Consider the following 13,795-nt stretch of genomic DNA (forward strand, 5'->3'; position numbering starts at 1 on the left):
CTCAGCCGAGCTCGGCGCGCAGCGCCCGCAGGGCGTCCCGCGTCTCGTCGGGCGCCAGCGCCTGGACGCACAGCAGCTCCATGGTGGCGAGGTAGTCGTCCACGTCGGCGCGCTTGTCGAGGTACAGCGCGCTCGTGAGCTGCTCGAGGTAGATGACGTCGGGCACCGCGGACTCCCGCGGGAACCGCAGGATGCTGAACGGGCCGCCCGCCCCGGCGTGCCCGCCGAGATGGAACGGCACCATCTGCACCACCACGCCGCGACGCTCCGAGGCGTCGATCAGGTGGTCGAGCTGGTCGCGCATCACCGCGGGGCCGCCCGTCAGCCGACGCAGCGCCGCCTCGTCGAGCACGGCCCACACCGTCGGCGCGTCGTCCCGGTCGAGCACCTCCTGGCGCCGCAGCCGCAGCTCGACGCGCCGCTCGACCTCGTCGTCGGACATCGACACGTGCCCGAGCGCGGTCACGTGGCGCACCATCGCCTCGGTCTGCAGCAACCCCGGCACGAACTGGGGCTCGTAGGTGCGGATCTGGGTCGCGGCCTGTTCGAGCCCGACGTAGGTCTCGAACCACGAGGGCAGCAGGTCGGAGTACTGGTGCCACCACCCCGGTGCGTTGGCCTGGCGGGCGAGCCCGAGCATCGCGTCGCGCTCGTCGGGGTGGTCGACGCCGTAGAGCGACAGCAGGTCGCCGACGTCGCGCTCCTTGAACCCGGTGCGCCCGTTCTCCAGCCGGCTGATCTTGGCGTGGGAGCCGCGGATGCGGTCGCCCGCGGTCTCGCGCGTCACGCCCGCGCGCTCCCGCAGGGCCCGCAGCTGCTGGCCGAGCATGATGCGCAGGACCGTGGGGCCACCGCCGGGGGCGTCACGGATGTCGCGCGGCACGGCCGCACCTGCGGGTTCCCCGGGTGGGACCACGCCGGCACCTCCACCAGCAACGCGGCGCGCGTGGGAGCGCGCCCGGATCGGGACCGACCCTAACAGTCGGTCCCGGTCCGGACGGGAGGTGCAGCCTGTCTCAGGCGCCTTCGGCGAGCAGGTCGTCGAAGTCGCCGTCCTTGGCGCCCAGCAGGAAGGCGGTCATCTCCGCGCGCGTGTAGACGAGGACCGGCCCGTCGCGGTGACGCGAGTTGCGCACGGCGACCCCGCCGTCGGGCAGCGGGGCGACCTCCACGCAGTTCCCCTTGGGGTTGCTGCGGCGACTCTTGCGCCACGCGACGTCGTCTCTCGGCGCGTCGCGGGCGTCCGTCGGCTCGTTCATGCGACCTCCCCCTGGTCGTGCAACGGCTCTCGGCGGTGCAGATGTTCTTGCATCTGCACAGTACGTCGGTCAGGATCGACGTCGTCGCCGACGTCGGGGAGAGCGACGAACGGAGGTCCACGTGAGCCAGCCGGGACGCCCAGGGGCTCTGGGGCGTACTGCTGCGCCACTCCGGGTCGTCTCCGAGCGACTCACCGAGGACGAGGCCCGTTCGGACGTATCGGCTCCCCCGAACGACGCAACCCTGGCCCCTCCCGCGACGCCCACCGGTCCGGTGCCGGTCACGCCCGCCGGCGACGGCTGGGGCCCCGCCTCGACCGCGATGCCGAGCGGCACGTCGGTCGCGACGGCCGCACCCCCGACCGCATCCCCGCTCGCGCCGGTCGTCGCGCCCCGGCCCCCGCTGCCGGTCGTGGCCCCGCGTCCCCGTCGCCGGTTGTCCGACATCTGGCGGCTCGTGTTCTCCCGCCGCCGCGCCGGGCGGCACCGTCCGGAGACCACCCCGCCCCACAGCTGGGGCATGATCTCGCCGGTGCGCCGCAGGCGCCGCCGGTGGGGACGGCTCTGAGCCCCTAGGGCAGCCGCCAGTCGACCGGCTCGTCGCCGAGCTCGGTCAGGTACTCGTCGACCCGGCTGAACGGTCGAGAGCCGAAGAACCCGCGGTCCGCGGACATCGGACTGGGGTGCGCCGACTCGACGGTCGGCACGTCCTCGCCGAGCAACGGCTTGACGGTCTGCGCGTCGCGGCCCCACAGCACGGCGACCAGCGGCTGGTCGGGGCGGGCGACGAGCGCGGCGACCGCGGCCTCGGTGACCTTCTCCCAGCCCTTGTTGCGGTGCGAGCCCGGCGCCCCCGGGCCCACGGTGAGCACCCTGTTGAGCAGCAGCACACCGTGCGCCGCCCACGGCGAGAGGTCGCCGGTGCTCGGCGGCGGGTGGCCGAGGTCGCTGGAGTACTCGCGGAAGATGTTCTGCAGGCTCTTCGGCAGCGGGCGCACGTCCGGCGCCACCGAGAACGACAGCCCGACCGCGTGCCCGGGCGTCGGGTACGGGTCCTGCCCCATGACCAGCACGCGCACGCTCTCGAACGGCTGCTGGAAGGCCCGCAGGACGTTCGCGCCGGCCGGCAGGTACCGGCGGCCCTCGGCCACCTCGGCGCGCAGGAAGTCGCCCATCGCCGCGACCGTGTCCGCGACCGGCTCCAGCGCCTCGGCCCAGCCGGCCTCGATCGACTCGCTGAGGGGACGGGCCACGGTCGATCCTCCACGGGACGTCGGTCGGACACGGCGACGTTAGCGCGCGAGGGCGGTCGTCCCGCACCCCACCCGGCCGCCGGGGGAAAGCACGGGGAGAGATCACGGGGAGAGATCACGGGAGCCACGCGCGTGCCACGCGGCCCGACGTGGGTGAGGTCGCCCTGATCACGCTTCGGGCAACTCGCGGGCGAAGCACAGGCTCGACGGATCGTCGCGGTAGACGCCGAAGCGCGGGATCGGGGCGTAGCCGCGGGCACGGTAGAAGGCGACCGCCTCGGGCTGCTCGGTGCCCGTCTCGAGGACCGTGCGCGCGCAACCCGCGTCGCGGGCCGCCCGCTCGAGCGCGTCGAGCACCGACGTCGCCAGCCCCCGGCGCCGGTGGGCGGGGTCGACCCACATGCGCTTGATCTCGGCGTCGCCCGGGTGCAGGACGTCCTCGTCGCCGGCGTCGATCGTCGACCGGTCGTGACGCCGCCAGCCACCGCAGCACACGGGCCCGGTGCCCGGCAGGCTGCCGAGCAGGAAGATCCCGCGCGGCGGCGCGAAGTCGGCGGGATCGACGGGCGTGCGGTCGGCGCCGCCGTAGCGCTGGACGTAGAACGCCTGCACCGCGTCGACGAACCGCAAGCTCTCGGGGTCGTCGTACGCGGCGACGCGGAACTCGACACCCGCCGGTCCCGAGCGAACGGACCCCTCGCTCGATCCTTCCGAGCGAGGGGGCCCTTCGGTCGACACGCGACCTTTCTAGTCGATGAGCTCGTAGGCGGGCAGGGTGAGGAACTCGACGTAGTCGTCCGCGAGCGCCACGGACTCGAAGACGTCGCGCGCCTCCTGCCAGCGACCCGTCTCGAAGGCCTGCTCGCCGAGGGCGTCCTTGATCTTCTCGAGCTCCTCGTCGACGATCGCGCGGACGTAGTCGGCGGTGACCTGGCGGCCGTTGTCGAGCTCGATGTCGTTGTGGATCCACTGCCAGACTTGTGAGCGCGAGATCTCGGCGGTGGCGGCGTCCTCCATCATGTTGAAGATGCCGGCCGCCCCGGTGCCCGAGAGCCAGGACTGGAGGTACTGCAGGCCGACGCTGACGTCGTTGCGCAGGCCCGCCTCGGTCTCGTCACCCGGCGTCGAGCGCACGTCGAGCAGCTCGGCCGCGCCGACCTTCACGTCCTCGCGCTTCTCGTCGAGCTGGTTGGGCCGGTCGCCGAGAACGGCGGTGAACTCCTCGCGGCAGATCTCGACGAGGTCGGGGTGCGCGACCCAGGAGCCGTCGTAGCCGTCGCCGGCCTCGCGCGCCTTGTCGTCGTGGACCTTCTGCATGGCCTTCTCGTTGACCTCGGGGTCCTGGCGCGACGGGATGAACGCCGCCATGCCGCCGATCGCGAACGCCCCGCGCTTGTGGCACGTGCGCACGAGCAGCTCGGAGTAGGCGCGCATGAACGGCACCGTCATGCCGACCGAGTTGCGGTCGGGCAGGACGAAGTCCTGGCCCTGCTCGCGGAAGTTCTTGATCATGGAGAACAGGTAGTCCCAGCGCCCGGCGTTGAGCCCCGAGGCGTGGTCGCGCAGCTCGTAGAGGATCTCCTCCATCTCGAACGCCGCGGTGATCGTCTCGATGAGGACGGTGGCCCGGACGGTGCCCTGCGGGATGCCGAGCAGGTCCTGCGCCTTGACGAAGACCGAGTTCCAGAGCCGCGCCTCGAGATGCGACTCCAGCTTCGGCAGGTAGAAGTACGGCCCGCTGCCGCGCTCGACCAGCTTCTTGGCGTTGTGGAAGAAGTAGAGGCCGAAGTCGACGAGCCCGCCGGCGATCTTCTCGCCGTCGACGGTGATGTGCTTCTCGTCGAGGTGCCACCCGCGCGGGCGCAGCACGACGGTCGGCTGCTCGTCGGCGGAGACCTCGTAGTGCTTGCCCTCGGGGCTGTCGAAGGTCAGCTTGCCGTCGCCGGACTGGGCGTCGATGAGGTTGACCTGCCCGGCCACCACGAGCTCCCACGTCGGCGCGTGCGAGTCCTCGAAGTCGGCCAGCCAGACCTTCGCACCCGAGTTCAGCGCGTTGATCGTCATCTTGCGGTCGGTCGGGCCGGTCATCTCGACGCGGCGGTCACGCAGGTCGGCGGGCGCCTCGGCGACCTGCCAGTCGCCCTCGCGCACGTGCTGCGTCTCCGGGAGGAAGTCGAGGGTGCCCGTGCGCGCGATCTCGACGCGGCGCTGCTTGCGGCGCTCGAGCAGGTCGAGCCGCGTGCCCTGCGCGTGCCGGTGCAGCTCGGCCAGGAACGCGAGCGCGTCGTCGGTGAGCACCTCCTCCTGGCGATCGACGGTGTAACCCGACACCTCGACACCGGTGCTCATGGTCAAGCGCTCCTCACGACGAACTGCTCTGGTGCTGGCAACTTTCTACATTATGGAAGTTGACTTCCGCAATGCGGAATGATGGAGTGGCTCACAGCTCGTGTTGCCGGCGTCCCCGTCGAGGAGGGCCCCGATGCCGTCGGTGCAGTCTTTGACCAGGGCGCTCGACCTGCTCGACCACCTCGCCGACGCCGGCGGGCGCGCGACGCTCTCGCACCTCGCCGCCGCCTCGGGCCTGCCCGCCGCGAGCGTGCACCGGCTGCTCGCCACCCTCGTCACCCAGGGCCACGTGCGGCGCGAGGCCGGGCGGCGCTACGCGCTGGGGCCGCGCCTGGTGCGCCTCGGCGACGTCGCCGGCCACGTGCTCGGCGAGGGCGTCGGCCCCCTGCTGCGCGAGCTCGTCGCCGCGACGGGCGAGACCGCCAACCTCGCCGGGCTCGACGGCGACGCGGCGGTGTACCTCGCGCAGGCGGCCTCGCCGCACCCGATGCGCATGTTCACCGAGGTCGGGCGCCGCGTGCCGCTGCACGCGACCGGCGTCGGCAAGGCGCTGCTGGCCGCGATGCCGCCCGGCGAGGTCGACGCGCTGCTCGCGCGCACCGGCATGCCCGCCCGGACGCCGGCGACGATCACCGATCCCGCGCGCCTGGCCACCGAGCTCGTCACCGCCCACGAGCGCGGCTGGGTGCTCGACGAGGGCGAGCAGGAGGTCGGCGTGCGCTGCGTCGCCGCGCCCGTGCCCGGCGCGCCCACCCCGTGCGCGGTGTCGGTCTCCGGGCCGGCCGCGCGTTTCTCCCCCGCCGACGCCGAGCACGCCGGGCCGACGGTCGTCGCTGCCGCCGCCCGGCTCGGCGTCGAGCTCGCCGGACTGCCCGAGGAGGACGCCGACCGATGACGCCGCGCACACCGAAGGTCGCCGTCTGCTGGGACGTCGACGGGACGCTGCTGCTCGGCGGCTCGATCGGGGTCGAGGTGCTCGGCGACGCGTTCACGCAGGTCACGGGCCACGCCGCGCGCTTCGGGGCGATCCGGATGGGCGGGCACACCGACTGGCTCATCGGCGAGGCGCTGCGCGACGCGCTGGACGCCGACGACGCCGAAGCGGTCACGGCGCGCGGTGACGCGTTCGGCCACGCGATGATCGCCGCGGTCACCGACGGCTGGCACCGCCGCGCCGGGGACCTCGTCGCCGTCTCCCGCACCTTGCCCGGCGTCCGCGAGACCGTCGCCGCGCTCGCCGCCGACCCGGACGTCGTCCAGACGCTGACCACCGGCAACGTACGCGCCGGCGCGACGGCGAAGCTGACCGCGGTCGGGCTCGCGGACGGCCCGATCGACCTCGGGCTCGGCGGGTACGGCGAAGGGCCGGGCGAACGGGTACGGGTGGTCGAGCAGGCGCGCGACGCGCTGGCCGAGCGGTACGGCGAGGCGCCGCTCATGGTCGTCGTCGGCGACACCCCGCGCGACGTCGTGGCCGCGCACGGGGCCGGCGCGGTCGCGGTCGGGGTCGCGACGGGGCGCTCGTCGGTGCGGGAGCTGCACGCCGCGGGCGCCGAGCACGTCTTCGACGACCTCGCCGACCCCGGCCGTCTGGTGGCGGTGGTGCGGTCGGCGCGCGAGGATCGTCACGCAGCGGAACCGGGGAGGTAACCCATGCTGGATACCGCGATGGTCCGGGAGTTCACGGACCTGCTCTCGGAGAACGGGGTCATCACCGACCGGGTGGGCCTGCGCAGCTACGAGTGCGACGGGCTCACGGGCTTCCGCCAGATCCCCGCGCTGGTCGTGCTGCCGCGGGACGCCGAGGAGGTCGCCGGTGCCGTCCGGCTCTGCGCGAAGTACCGGATGCCGTTCGTCGCCCGGGGCGCGGGCACCGGGCTGTCGGGTGGGGCGATGCCCGTCGCCGACGGCGTGGTGATCTCGCTGCAGAAGCTGCGCCGCATCCTCGAGATCGACGTCGAGAACCGGCGCGCGGTGCTCGAGCCGGGCGTCTACAACCTCGAGATCTCCAAGGCGGCCGCGCCCTACGGGCTGTACTACGCGCCGGACCCGTCGAGCCAGCAGGTGTGCACGATCGGCGGCAACGTCGCCGAGAACTCCGGCGGCGCGCACTGCCTGAAGTACGGCTTCACCACCAACCACGTGCTGGAGATGGAGGTCGTGCTCGCCGACGGCTCGGTGGTCACGCTGGGCGGCCCGACCGGGGAGCAGGCCGGTCCGGACCTGCGCGGGCTGTTCATCGGCTCCGAGGGCACCCTCGGCGTTGCCACCAAGGTCACCGTGCGGTTGCTGCAGACCCCGGAGACGGTGCGCACGGTGCTCGCGGACTTCCCGTCGATCGAGGCCGCGGGCGACACCGTCGGCGACATCGTCGACGCGGCCATCATCCCGGCCGCGGTGGAGATGATGGACTCGCTGGCGATGGAGGCCTCCGAGGCCGCCACCGGCGCCGGGCTCACCGTCGACGCCCCCGCCGCGCTGATCGTCGAGCTGGACGGCCCCGCCGACGACGTCGAGGCGCAGTTCGAGCACCTCACCGCGATCTGCGAGCGCCACGGCGCCACGCGCCTGCACGTTCCGACCGAGGCCGAGGAGCGCCGGAAGGTGTGGCAGGGCCGTAAGGCCGCGTTCGCCGCGGTCGGGCGGATCAGCCCCGACTACATCGTCCAGGACGGCGTCGTCCCGCGGACCCGGCTGGCCGAGGTGCTCACCCGCATCGCCGAGATGGGACGCGACGCCGGGCTGCGCGTCGCCAACGTCTTCCACGCGGGCGACGGCAACCTGCACCCGCTGGTGCTGTACTCGGAGGCCGCGGGCGAGCACGACGCCGCCGAGAAGCTGTCCACCGACATCGCCGAGCTCTGCGTCGAGCTGGGCGGGTCGCTGTCGGGCGAGCACGGCATCGGCACCGACAAGGCGTGCTCGATGCCGGCGATGTTCTCCGAGGACGACCTCGGCGTCATGCACCGCGTGCGGCTCGCGTTCGACCCGGAGTCGCGGTGCAACCCCGGCAAGCTCTTCCCGACGCCCCGGCTGTGCGGCGAGCGTCCGGGCAAGTACCAGCCCCACCCCCTCGAGGAAGCCGGAGTGATCGAGCGACTGTGACCACCACCCTCGCGCCCACCACGCTCGACGAGCTGCGCGACGCCGTCCTCGACCGCCCCGGCACCCTGCGCGTCGCCGGCACGGGCACCGCCGCCGACTGGGCGGGCACGCCCGCCCCCGCCGACGCGGTCCTCGACGTCACCGGTCTCGCCGGGATCGTCACCCACAACCCCGGCGACATGACCGTCGAGGTCCGGGCCGGCACGCCGTTCGCCGCCTTGCAGTCCGAGCTCGGCGAGCACCACCAGCGCGTCGCCGTCGACCCTGCCCGCGCGGGCGAGGGCGCGACGCTCGGCGGGCTGTTCGCGACCGCCGACTCCGGGCCCCGCGCGCTGCAGTACGGCTCGCTGCGCGACGTCGTCATCGGCGCGACGATCGTGCTCGCCGACGGCACCGTCGCCCGCTCCGGCGGTCACGTCATCAAGAACGTCGCGGGCTACGACCTCACCAAGGTGCTGCACGGCGCCCACGGGACGCTCGGCGTGATCGCGGGGCTGGTGCTGCGCCTGCACCCCACCCCGCAGGCCACCGCCACCGTCGCCGTGACGTGCGATCGGGCCGCGTCCGGCGACCTCGCGCGCCGGATCGCGGACAGCCCGGCCGAGGCCGTGGCGGTCCAGTGGCACGACGACCGCCTGCTCGCGGTCGTCGAGGGCTCCGAGAGCGGCGCCGACGCCCGGGCCCGCCGGCTGGCCGACGCGGTGGCCGGCGAGCTCCTCGCCCCCGACGACGCCGAGACCGCCTGGGAGGCGCACGCGGCGTCCGTGCGCCGGCGTCACGCCGACCGGGCCGTGCTGCGCCTCGGCGTGGTCCCGTCGGCGCTGACCGGGGTCCTCGAGGGGATCGAGGGGATCGCGGGGATCGCGGGGATCGGTGACGTCACCACCTCGCCGCGCACCGGTGTGGCGACGGTGTCCCTCCCGGCCGACGCCGACGTCGTCGCCGCCGCGCACCGCCGGGTCGCCGAGGCCGGCGGGACGTCGACGCTGCGCCAGCGCCCGCCCGGCGTGGAGCTGCCCGCGTTCGGGCCCGCGCCCGCGTCGGCGGCCGTGCTGCGCGCCGTCGCCGCATCACTCGACCCCGACCAGCGCCTGGGCCGCGGACGACTCGCGCCCTGGGTGCCGCTGCCGACCGACGAGCCGACCGGAGTGAGCGCATGACCAGCCACCCCACCACCGGACCCCCCGATCCCCTGTGGCAGCCCGACTTCTCCTCCGAGCGCGGTGAGACGCCCGCGCCCGAGCGCGCCGACCTGCTGTCGGGCGCCGCGACGTCGCCCGGGGTCGGCTCGTTCGACGACCACCACCCGCCGGCCCAGGAGCTGCTCGACGACTGCGTGCACTGCGGCTTCTGCCTGCCGACGTGCCCGACGTACGCGCTCTGGGGCGAGGAGATGGACTCCCCGCGCGGGCGCATCTACCTCATGGAGATGGCCGAGAAGGGCGAGATCCCGCTCGAGGGCGCGTTCACCACGCACATCGACCGCTGCCTGGGCTGCATGGCGTGCGTGACGGCGTGCCCGTCGGGCGTCCAGTACGACCGTCTCCTCGAGGCGACCCGGCCGCAGATCGAGCGCAACGTGCCGCGCTCGCGGGCCGATCGGCTGTTCCGCGAGGCGATCTTCGCGCTCTTCCCCTACCGGCGGCGGCTGCGCGCGGCGTCGATCGGCGGTGCGCTGTACCAGAAGGTGCGCCCGAAGAGCATGGACAAGCTGATGGCCCGCCTGCCGGCGCGGCTCGAGCGCCTCGTGGCCATGGAGTCGCTGCTGCCGCCGGTGCGGGTCCGCGAGGCGTTCGCCCGCATCCCTGCGCGCACACCCGCGATCGGTGCACGCCGCGGGCGCGTCGGCCTGCTGACCGGGTGCGTCCAGGACGTGTTCTTCCATCCGGTCAACGAGGCGACCGTGCGCGTGCTCGCCGCCGAGGGCTGGGACGTCATCGCGCCGCGCGAGCAGACGTGCTGCGGGGCACTGGGGCTTCATGCGGGGCGCGAGGAGGAGGCGATCGAGCGGGCGAAGAAGCTCATCGCGACCTTCGAGGCCGCCGACGTCGACACGATCGCCACGAACGTCGCGGGCTGCGGGTCGTCGATGAAGGAGTACGGCGAGCTGCTGGCCGACGACCCGGCGTGGGCGGAGCGCGCGACGGCCTTCGCCGCCAAGGTGCGCGACATCTCCGAGGTCGTCGACGAGACCCTCGCCGACCCGCGGGCCCGCAGGCACCCCGTCGACGCGAAGGTCGTCTACCACGACGCCTGCCACCTGGGGCACGCCCAGAAGATCCGGTCGGAGCCGCGGAGGGTTCTGCGGTCGATCCCGGGCGTCGAGCTCACCGAGCTGCCCGAGGCGGAGATCTGCTGCGGCTCGGCGGGGATCTACAACATGCTGCAGCCGCAGGCGGCGGGCGATCTCGGGCGGCGCAAGGCCGACAACATCCGCGGCACCGGCGCCGACGTCCTCGTCACCGCCAACCCGGGCTGCCTGCTGCAGATCCGCAAGTACCTCTCCGGCGAGCTGCCGATGCTGCACCCGATCCAGCTCGTCGACGCCTCCATCCGCGGCGTCCGGCCGCCGGAGATGGGCTGACCGGTCTCTGTGAGCACTTTCCGGGTCTATTGGCCCGGAAAGTGCTCACATGGGTTCAGCGCCAGTGCAGGTAGCCCGGGTCGCCGGCGCCGCCCCAGCGGTCGGCGTCGACGGTGACGCCGGTCCCGGCGCGGACCTCGCCGCACACGACCCACCCGGCGGGCACCCGGCCCTCCTCCGGGAACGTCGCGACCAGCGAGTGGTCCTCGCCGCCGGTGAGCGCCCAGGACATCGGGTCGCCGCCGAGGGCCGAGGCGACGTCGCGCAGCTTGTCGGCGACGGGCACGAGCCGCGACGAGAGGTCGATGTGCACGCCCGAGGCGGCGGCGACGTGCCCCAGGTCGGCGAGCAGCCCGTCCGAGGTGTCGATCATCGATGTCGCCCCGGCGAGCGCCGCCACGGGCCCCTCGCGCCACGGCGGGCGCGGGGTCCGGTGGGCCGCGACCATCGCCACCGGCGAGCGGAACCCCCGGCGCAGTACCGCCATCCCGGCCGCCGACCACCCGAGCACGCCCCGCACCGCGACGACGTCCCCGGGCCGCGCGCCCGACCGCGTGACCGGCTCGCGCCCCTCCAGGGAACCGAGCGCCGTGATCGAGACCACGATGGTGTCGGACGACACGGTGTCGCCGCCGACGACGCCGATGCCGGCGTCCGCGGCGGCGTCCCACACGCCCGCCGCGAGGCCGTCGAGCACCTCGGTGGGCGTCGATCCGGGGCACGCGAGCGAGAGCAGCAGCGCCGTCGGCACCGCCCCCATCGCCGCGACGTCGGCCAGGTTCGCCGCCACGGCCTTGCGCCCCACCTGCTCCGGCGCGGACCAGTCGAGACGGAAGTGCACGCCCTCGACCAGCGTGTCCACGGTCGCGACGACCCGACCGTCGGGGGCGGCGACGATCGCCGCGTCGTCGCCGGGTCCGAGCAGGGTGGGCTCGGGCTGGAAGCGCTCACCGGTGAGGCGCTCGATGACGCCGAACTCACCGAGCTCGGCGGCCGTCTCCGCGGCAGCAGGCTCCGCCCGGGCGGATCCTCCCCCGCCCGGCGCGCCCACGCTCCCTCGGAGGGACCCTCCGGATCGTCCGTGTCCCCCACGTCCGTTCGCCGTCCGGCTCACCCCTCGACTCCCTGCGGTACCTTCCCTGCCACCCTGACCGACGTCGTCGTCGGCCCCGTTCCCCCGAGGAGGCACGTTCGTGGTCCAGGCCTACATCCTGATCCAGACCGAGGTGGGTCGTGCCGCCGCGGTCGCCTCGGACGTGGCCGGTATCGACGGCGTGACCCGATCCCAGGACGTGACCGGACCCTACGACGTCATCGTCTGCGCGGAGGCCGATGACGTCGACACGCTCGGGCGGGATGTCGTCGGCGCCGTGCAGAAGGTCCCGGGGATCACCCGGACGCTCACCTGTCCCGTCGTCTCCACCGAGTAGCCCCGGATGGTCCACTCCCGCGCGCCACAGGTGGTGCGCCGGCTCCCTCGCGTGCTCCCACGTCTGATGATGGCCCTCGCGCTGACCGTGCCCGTGCTGCTGGTCGGCGGCGTGATGGTGGCGTCGGTGGTGCTGGTCCGCGAGCCCGTGCCCGACGTCGACACCGTGCGTCTGAAGGTCTCGGCGGTCCCCACGCCGGCCGCGGCGAGCGCCGACTGCTCGCGGCTCCTGTCGGGCCTGCCCGGCGAGATGGTCACGGAGCGCGGGATGCTGCCGCGCCGCGTGCTCGCCGACCCGGTGCCGCCCGGCACCGTCGCGTGGGGCGGCGAGCAGGGCACCACGCCGGTCGTCATGCGCTGCGGCCTGCCCCGACCCGCGGAGCTCGCCGGCGGCGGGTCGCGGACCGTGGTCAACGGCGTCGACTGGATCGAGGTCGACGACGGCGTCCCGGGCAGCAGCACCTGGGTGACCATCGACCGCGCCGTCTACGTCGGCCTGACCGTCCCCGACGACATCGGCACCGGACCCATTCAGGACATCTCGCGCGGGGTCAAGATCGCGCTGGTCAGCCGGTGAGGTGTGACCGCCGCGCGAGGGCGGTCTCGACCAGCGTCGCGAGCAGCGTCGGGTAGTCGACGCCCGCGGTGGCCCACATGCGCGGGTACAGCGACGTCGCCGTGAACCCGGGCATCGTGTTCAGCTCGTTGACGACGAGCTTCCACCCGGGTCGAGTTCCCCCGTCGGCGCGCTCCCCCGCATGCTGCGGCTCCGCACCGCCGTCGCCGGTGAGGAAGAAGTCGACGCGCGCGAGGCCCTCGACGTCCATCGCCCGGAACACCGCGACCGCCGTGGCGCGCACCGCCTCGGCCACCTCGTCGTCGAGCTTCGCGGGCACGTCGAGCTCGCAGGCGCCGCCTCCGTCGCCCGTCGCTCCGCTCGCCGAACCGTCGAGGTACTTGGTGTCGAAGTCGTACCAGCCGGCCCCGTCGGCACCGCCGCCGACCACGCGGATCTCCGCCGGCACGCTCGCCTCGACGCGGCCGTCGGGATGCTCGAGCACCCCGCACTCGATCTCGCGGCCGACGATCGCCGCCTCGACGAGCACCTTCGGGTCCTCGGCGCGGGCGGTGGCGATCGCCGCGTCCAGGTCCGCCCAGTCGGCGACCCGGGTGATGCCCACCGACGACCCGGCGCGCGCGGGTTTGACGAACACCGGCAGGCCCAGGCGCTCGCGTTCGTCCTCGGTGAGCGTGGCGCGGTCGCGGGTGAGCACGACGACGTCGCCGACGGCCAGGCCGGCCTCGCGCAGCAGGCGCTTGGTGACGTCCTTGTCCATCGACGCCGCGCTGGCGAGCACCCCGGCGCCGACGTAGGGCACGCCGGCGGTCTCGAGCAGGCCCTGCACGGTGCCGTCCTCGCCGCCGGGGCCGTGCAGGACGGGCACGACGACGTCGACACGGCCCAGCGAGCTGCCGTCGTCGAGGGCGACGAGCTCGCGGCGCGTCGGGTCGGCGGGCAGCGCGACCGGGCGCCCGGCGGTGACCTCGGGCAGCTGGCGACCCTTCAGCCGCAGCTCGCCCGGGTCGGTGGGGCCCAGCACCCAGGAGCCCTCGGGTGTGATGCCGACGGGGAGCACGTCGTAGCGGGCCGGGTCGAGCTGGGCGAGCACGCTGCCCGCCGACAGACAAGAGATCTTGTGCTCGCTGCTGCGTCCCCCGAAGAGGACGACGACACGGGGGCGCGCGGAGCCCCGCGGGGTCGAGCTCCGCTGCGCTCCGTCTCCCGGGCCCGTCATGCCGGCGGAGCCTACGCGGC

The 13,795-nt window shown here is 74.1% G+C and carries 15 protein-coding genes; 8 read left to right on the forward strand and 7 right to left on the reverse strand.

What is annotated here, in order from left to right:
* Nucleotide 1: 1 nt before the first annotated feature.
* Together AC2A1K_RS00450 and AC2A1K_RS00455 are read right to left on the reverse strand one after the other, a co-directional pair.
* The gene (locus tag AC2A1K_RS00450) at nucleotides 2-883 is read right to left on the reverse strand and encodes a helix-turn-helix domain-containing protein (RefSeq protein WP_483894335.1); all 882 of its coding nucleotides are present in this window, start codon (nucleotides 881-883) and stop codon (nucleotides 2-4) included.
* Between the two features lie 133 nt (nucleotides 884-1,016).
* Nucleotides 1,017-1,259 carry a DUF397 domain-containing protein gene (locus AC2A1K_RS00455; protein WP_483894336.1) on the reverse strand — a complete coding sequence of 81 codons (243 nt, stop codon included), beginning with the start codon at nucleotides 1,257-1,259 and terminating at the stop codon, nucleotides 1,017-1,019.
* Between the two features lie 274 nt (nucleotides 1,260-1,533).
* Between AC2A1K_RS00455 and AC2A1K_RS00460 the strand changes: the two genes are divergently transcribed.
* Nucleotides 1,534-1,827 (forward strand): hypothetical protein, encoded by a 294-nt coding sequence (locus AC2A1K_RS00460; protein ID WP_483894337.1) that lies wholly within the window; start codon nucleotides 1,534-1,536, stop codon nucleotides 1,825-1,827.
* A gap of 4 nt (nucleotides 1,828-1,831) precedes the next feature.
* Here the strand turns inward: AC2A1K_RS00460 and AC2A1K_RS00465 are convergent, their stop codons facing one another.
* From AC2A1K_RS00465 to aceB, 3 genes are all read right to left on the reverse strand, one after another.
* Entirely contained in the window at nucleotides 1,832-2,512 is a 681-nt protein-coding gene (locus AC2A1K_RS00465; protein WP_483894338.1) for a uracil-DNA glycosylase, read from the reverse strand.
* Nucleotides 2,513-2,680: 168 nt separating this feature from the next.
* A complete protein-coding gene (locus AC2A1K_RS00470) occupies nucleotides 2,681-3,250 on the reverse strand; it encodes a GNAT family N-acetyltransferase (RefSeq protein WP_483894339.1) in 570 nt (189 codons plus the stop codon).
* A gap of 9 nt (nucleotides 3,251-3,259) precedes the next feature.
* Nucleotides 3,260-4,861 (reverse strand): malate synthase A, encoded by a 1,602-nt coding sequence (gene aceB / locus AC2A1K_RS00475; RefSeq protein ID WP_483894340.1) that lies wholly within the window; start codon nucleotides 4,859-4,861, stop codon nucleotides 3,260-3,262.
* Nucleotides 4,862-4,994: 133 nt separating this feature from the next.
* Here aceB and AC2A1K_RS00480 point away from each other — a divergent pair, with 133 nt between their 5' ends.
* From AC2A1K_RS00480 to AC2A1K_RS00500, 5 genes are read left to right on the forward strand one after another with little or no spacing between them, the layout of a single operon-like run.
* Entirely contained in the window at nucleotides 4,995-5,756 is a 762-nt protein-coding gene (locus AC2A1K_RS00480; RefSeq protein WP_483894341.1) for an IclR family transcriptional regulator, read from the forward strand.
* Nucleotides 5,753-6,511, forward strand: coding sequence for an HAD family hydrolase (locus AC2A1K_RS00485; protein WP_483894342.1), 759 nt, complete (start codon nucleotides 5,753-5,755; stop codon nucleotides 6,509-6,511). Before AC2A1K_RS00480 ends, AC2A1K_RS00485 begins: the two co-directional genes overlap by 4 nt.
* Nucleotides 6,512-6,514: 3 nt before the next feature.
* A complete protein-coding gene (locus tag AC2A1K_RS00490) occupies nucleotides 6,515-7,966 on the forward strand; it encodes an FAD-binding oxidoreductase (RefSeq protein WP_483894343.1) in 1,452 nt (483 codons plus the stop codon).
* Nucleotides 7,963-9,126: an FAD-binding oxidoreductase gene (locus tag AC2A1K_RS00495; protein ID WP_483894344.1), complete on the forward strand. Its 1,164-nt coding sequence runs from the start codon at nucleotides 7,963-7,965 to the stop codon at nucleotides 9,124-9,126. Before AC2A1K_RS00490 ends, AC2A1K_RS00495 begins: the two co-directional genes overlap by 4 nt.
* Nucleotides 9,123-10,550, forward strand: a complete 1,428-nt coding sequence (locus tag AC2A1K_RS00500) for a (Fe-S)-binding protein (protein WP_483894345.1) — start codon at nucleotides 9,123-9,125, stop codon at nucleotides 10,548-10,550. Before AC2A1K_RS00495 ends, AC2A1K_RS00500 begins: the two co-directional genes overlap by 4 nt.
* Before the next feature lie 55 nt (nucleotides 10,551-10,605).
* On the opposite strand, the gene AC2A1K_RS00505 is transcribed toward AC2A1K_RS00500, so the two are convergent.
* Nucleotides 10,606-11,601: a thiamine-phosphate kinase gene (locus AC2A1K_RS00505; protein WP_483894346.1), complete on the reverse strand. Its 996-nt coding sequence runs from the start codon at nucleotides 11,599-11,601 to the stop codon at nucleotides 10,606-10,608.
* 142 nt (nucleotides 11,602-11,743) lie between these two features.
* Here AC2A1K_RS00505 and AC2A1K_RS00510 point away from each other — a divergent pair, with 142 nt between their 5' ends.
* Nucleotides 11,744-11,980, forward strand: coding sequence for an Lrp/AsnC ligand binding domain-containing protein (locus AC2A1K_RS00510; protein ID WP_483894347.1), 237 nt, complete (start codon nucleotides 11,744-11,746; stop codon nucleotides 11,978-11,980).
* Nucleotides 11,981-12,031: 51 nt separating this feature from the next.
* A complete protein-coding gene (locus AC2A1K_RS00515) occupies nucleotides 12,032-12,556 on the forward strand; it encodes a DUF3515 domain-containing protein (RefSeq protein WP_483894348.1) in 525 nt (174 codons plus the stop codon).
* Here AC2A1K_RS00515 and AC2A1K_RS00520 read toward each other — a convergent pair.
* Nucleotides 12,546-13,775, reverse strand: a complete 1,230-nt coding sequence (locus tag AC2A1K_RS00520) for a D-alanine--D-alanine ligase family protein (protein WP_483894349.1) — start codon at nucleotides 13,773-13,775, stop codon at nucleotides 12,546-12,548. The genes AC2A1K_RS00515 and AC2A1K_RS00520 overlap by 11 nt on opposite strands.
* Nucleotides 13,776-13,795: the final 20 nt, after the last annotated feature.

The organism is Actinomycetospora sp. 2LY8.5 (assembly GCF_057180585.1).

Excerpts from the sequence above, each read along its gene's own strand:
- AC2A1K_RS00455 (WP_483894336.1), bottom strand. The coding sequence starts at position 1,259 with ATGAACGAGCCGACGGACGCCCGCGACGCGCCGAGAGACGACGTCGCG.
- aceB (WP_483894340.1), bottom strand. The coding sequence starts at position 4,861 with ATGAGCACCGGTGTCGAGGTGTCGGGTTACACCGTCGATCGCCAGGAG.
- AC2A1K_RS00480 (WP_483894341.1), top strand. The coding sequence starts at position 4,995 with ATGCCGTCGGTGCAGTCTTTGACCAGGGCGCTCGACCTGCTCGACCAC.
- AC2A1K_RS00485 (WP_483894342.1), top strand. The coding sequence starts at position 5,753 with ATGACGCCGCGCACACCGAAGGTCGCCGTCTGCTGGGACGTCGACGGG.
- AC2A1K_RS00490 (WP_483894343.1), top strand. The coding sequence starts at position 6,515 with ATGCTGGATACCGCGATGGTCCGGGAGTTCACGGACCTGCTCTCGGAG.
- AC2A1K_RS00500 (WP_483894345.1), top strand. The coding sequence starts at position 9,123 with ATGACCAGCCACCCCACCACCGGACCCCCCGATCCCCTGTGGCAGCCC.
- AC2A1K_RS00520 (WP_483894349.1), bottom strand. The coding sequence starts at position 13,775 with ATGACGGGCCCGGGAGACGGAGCGCAGCGGAGCTCGACCCCGCGGGGC.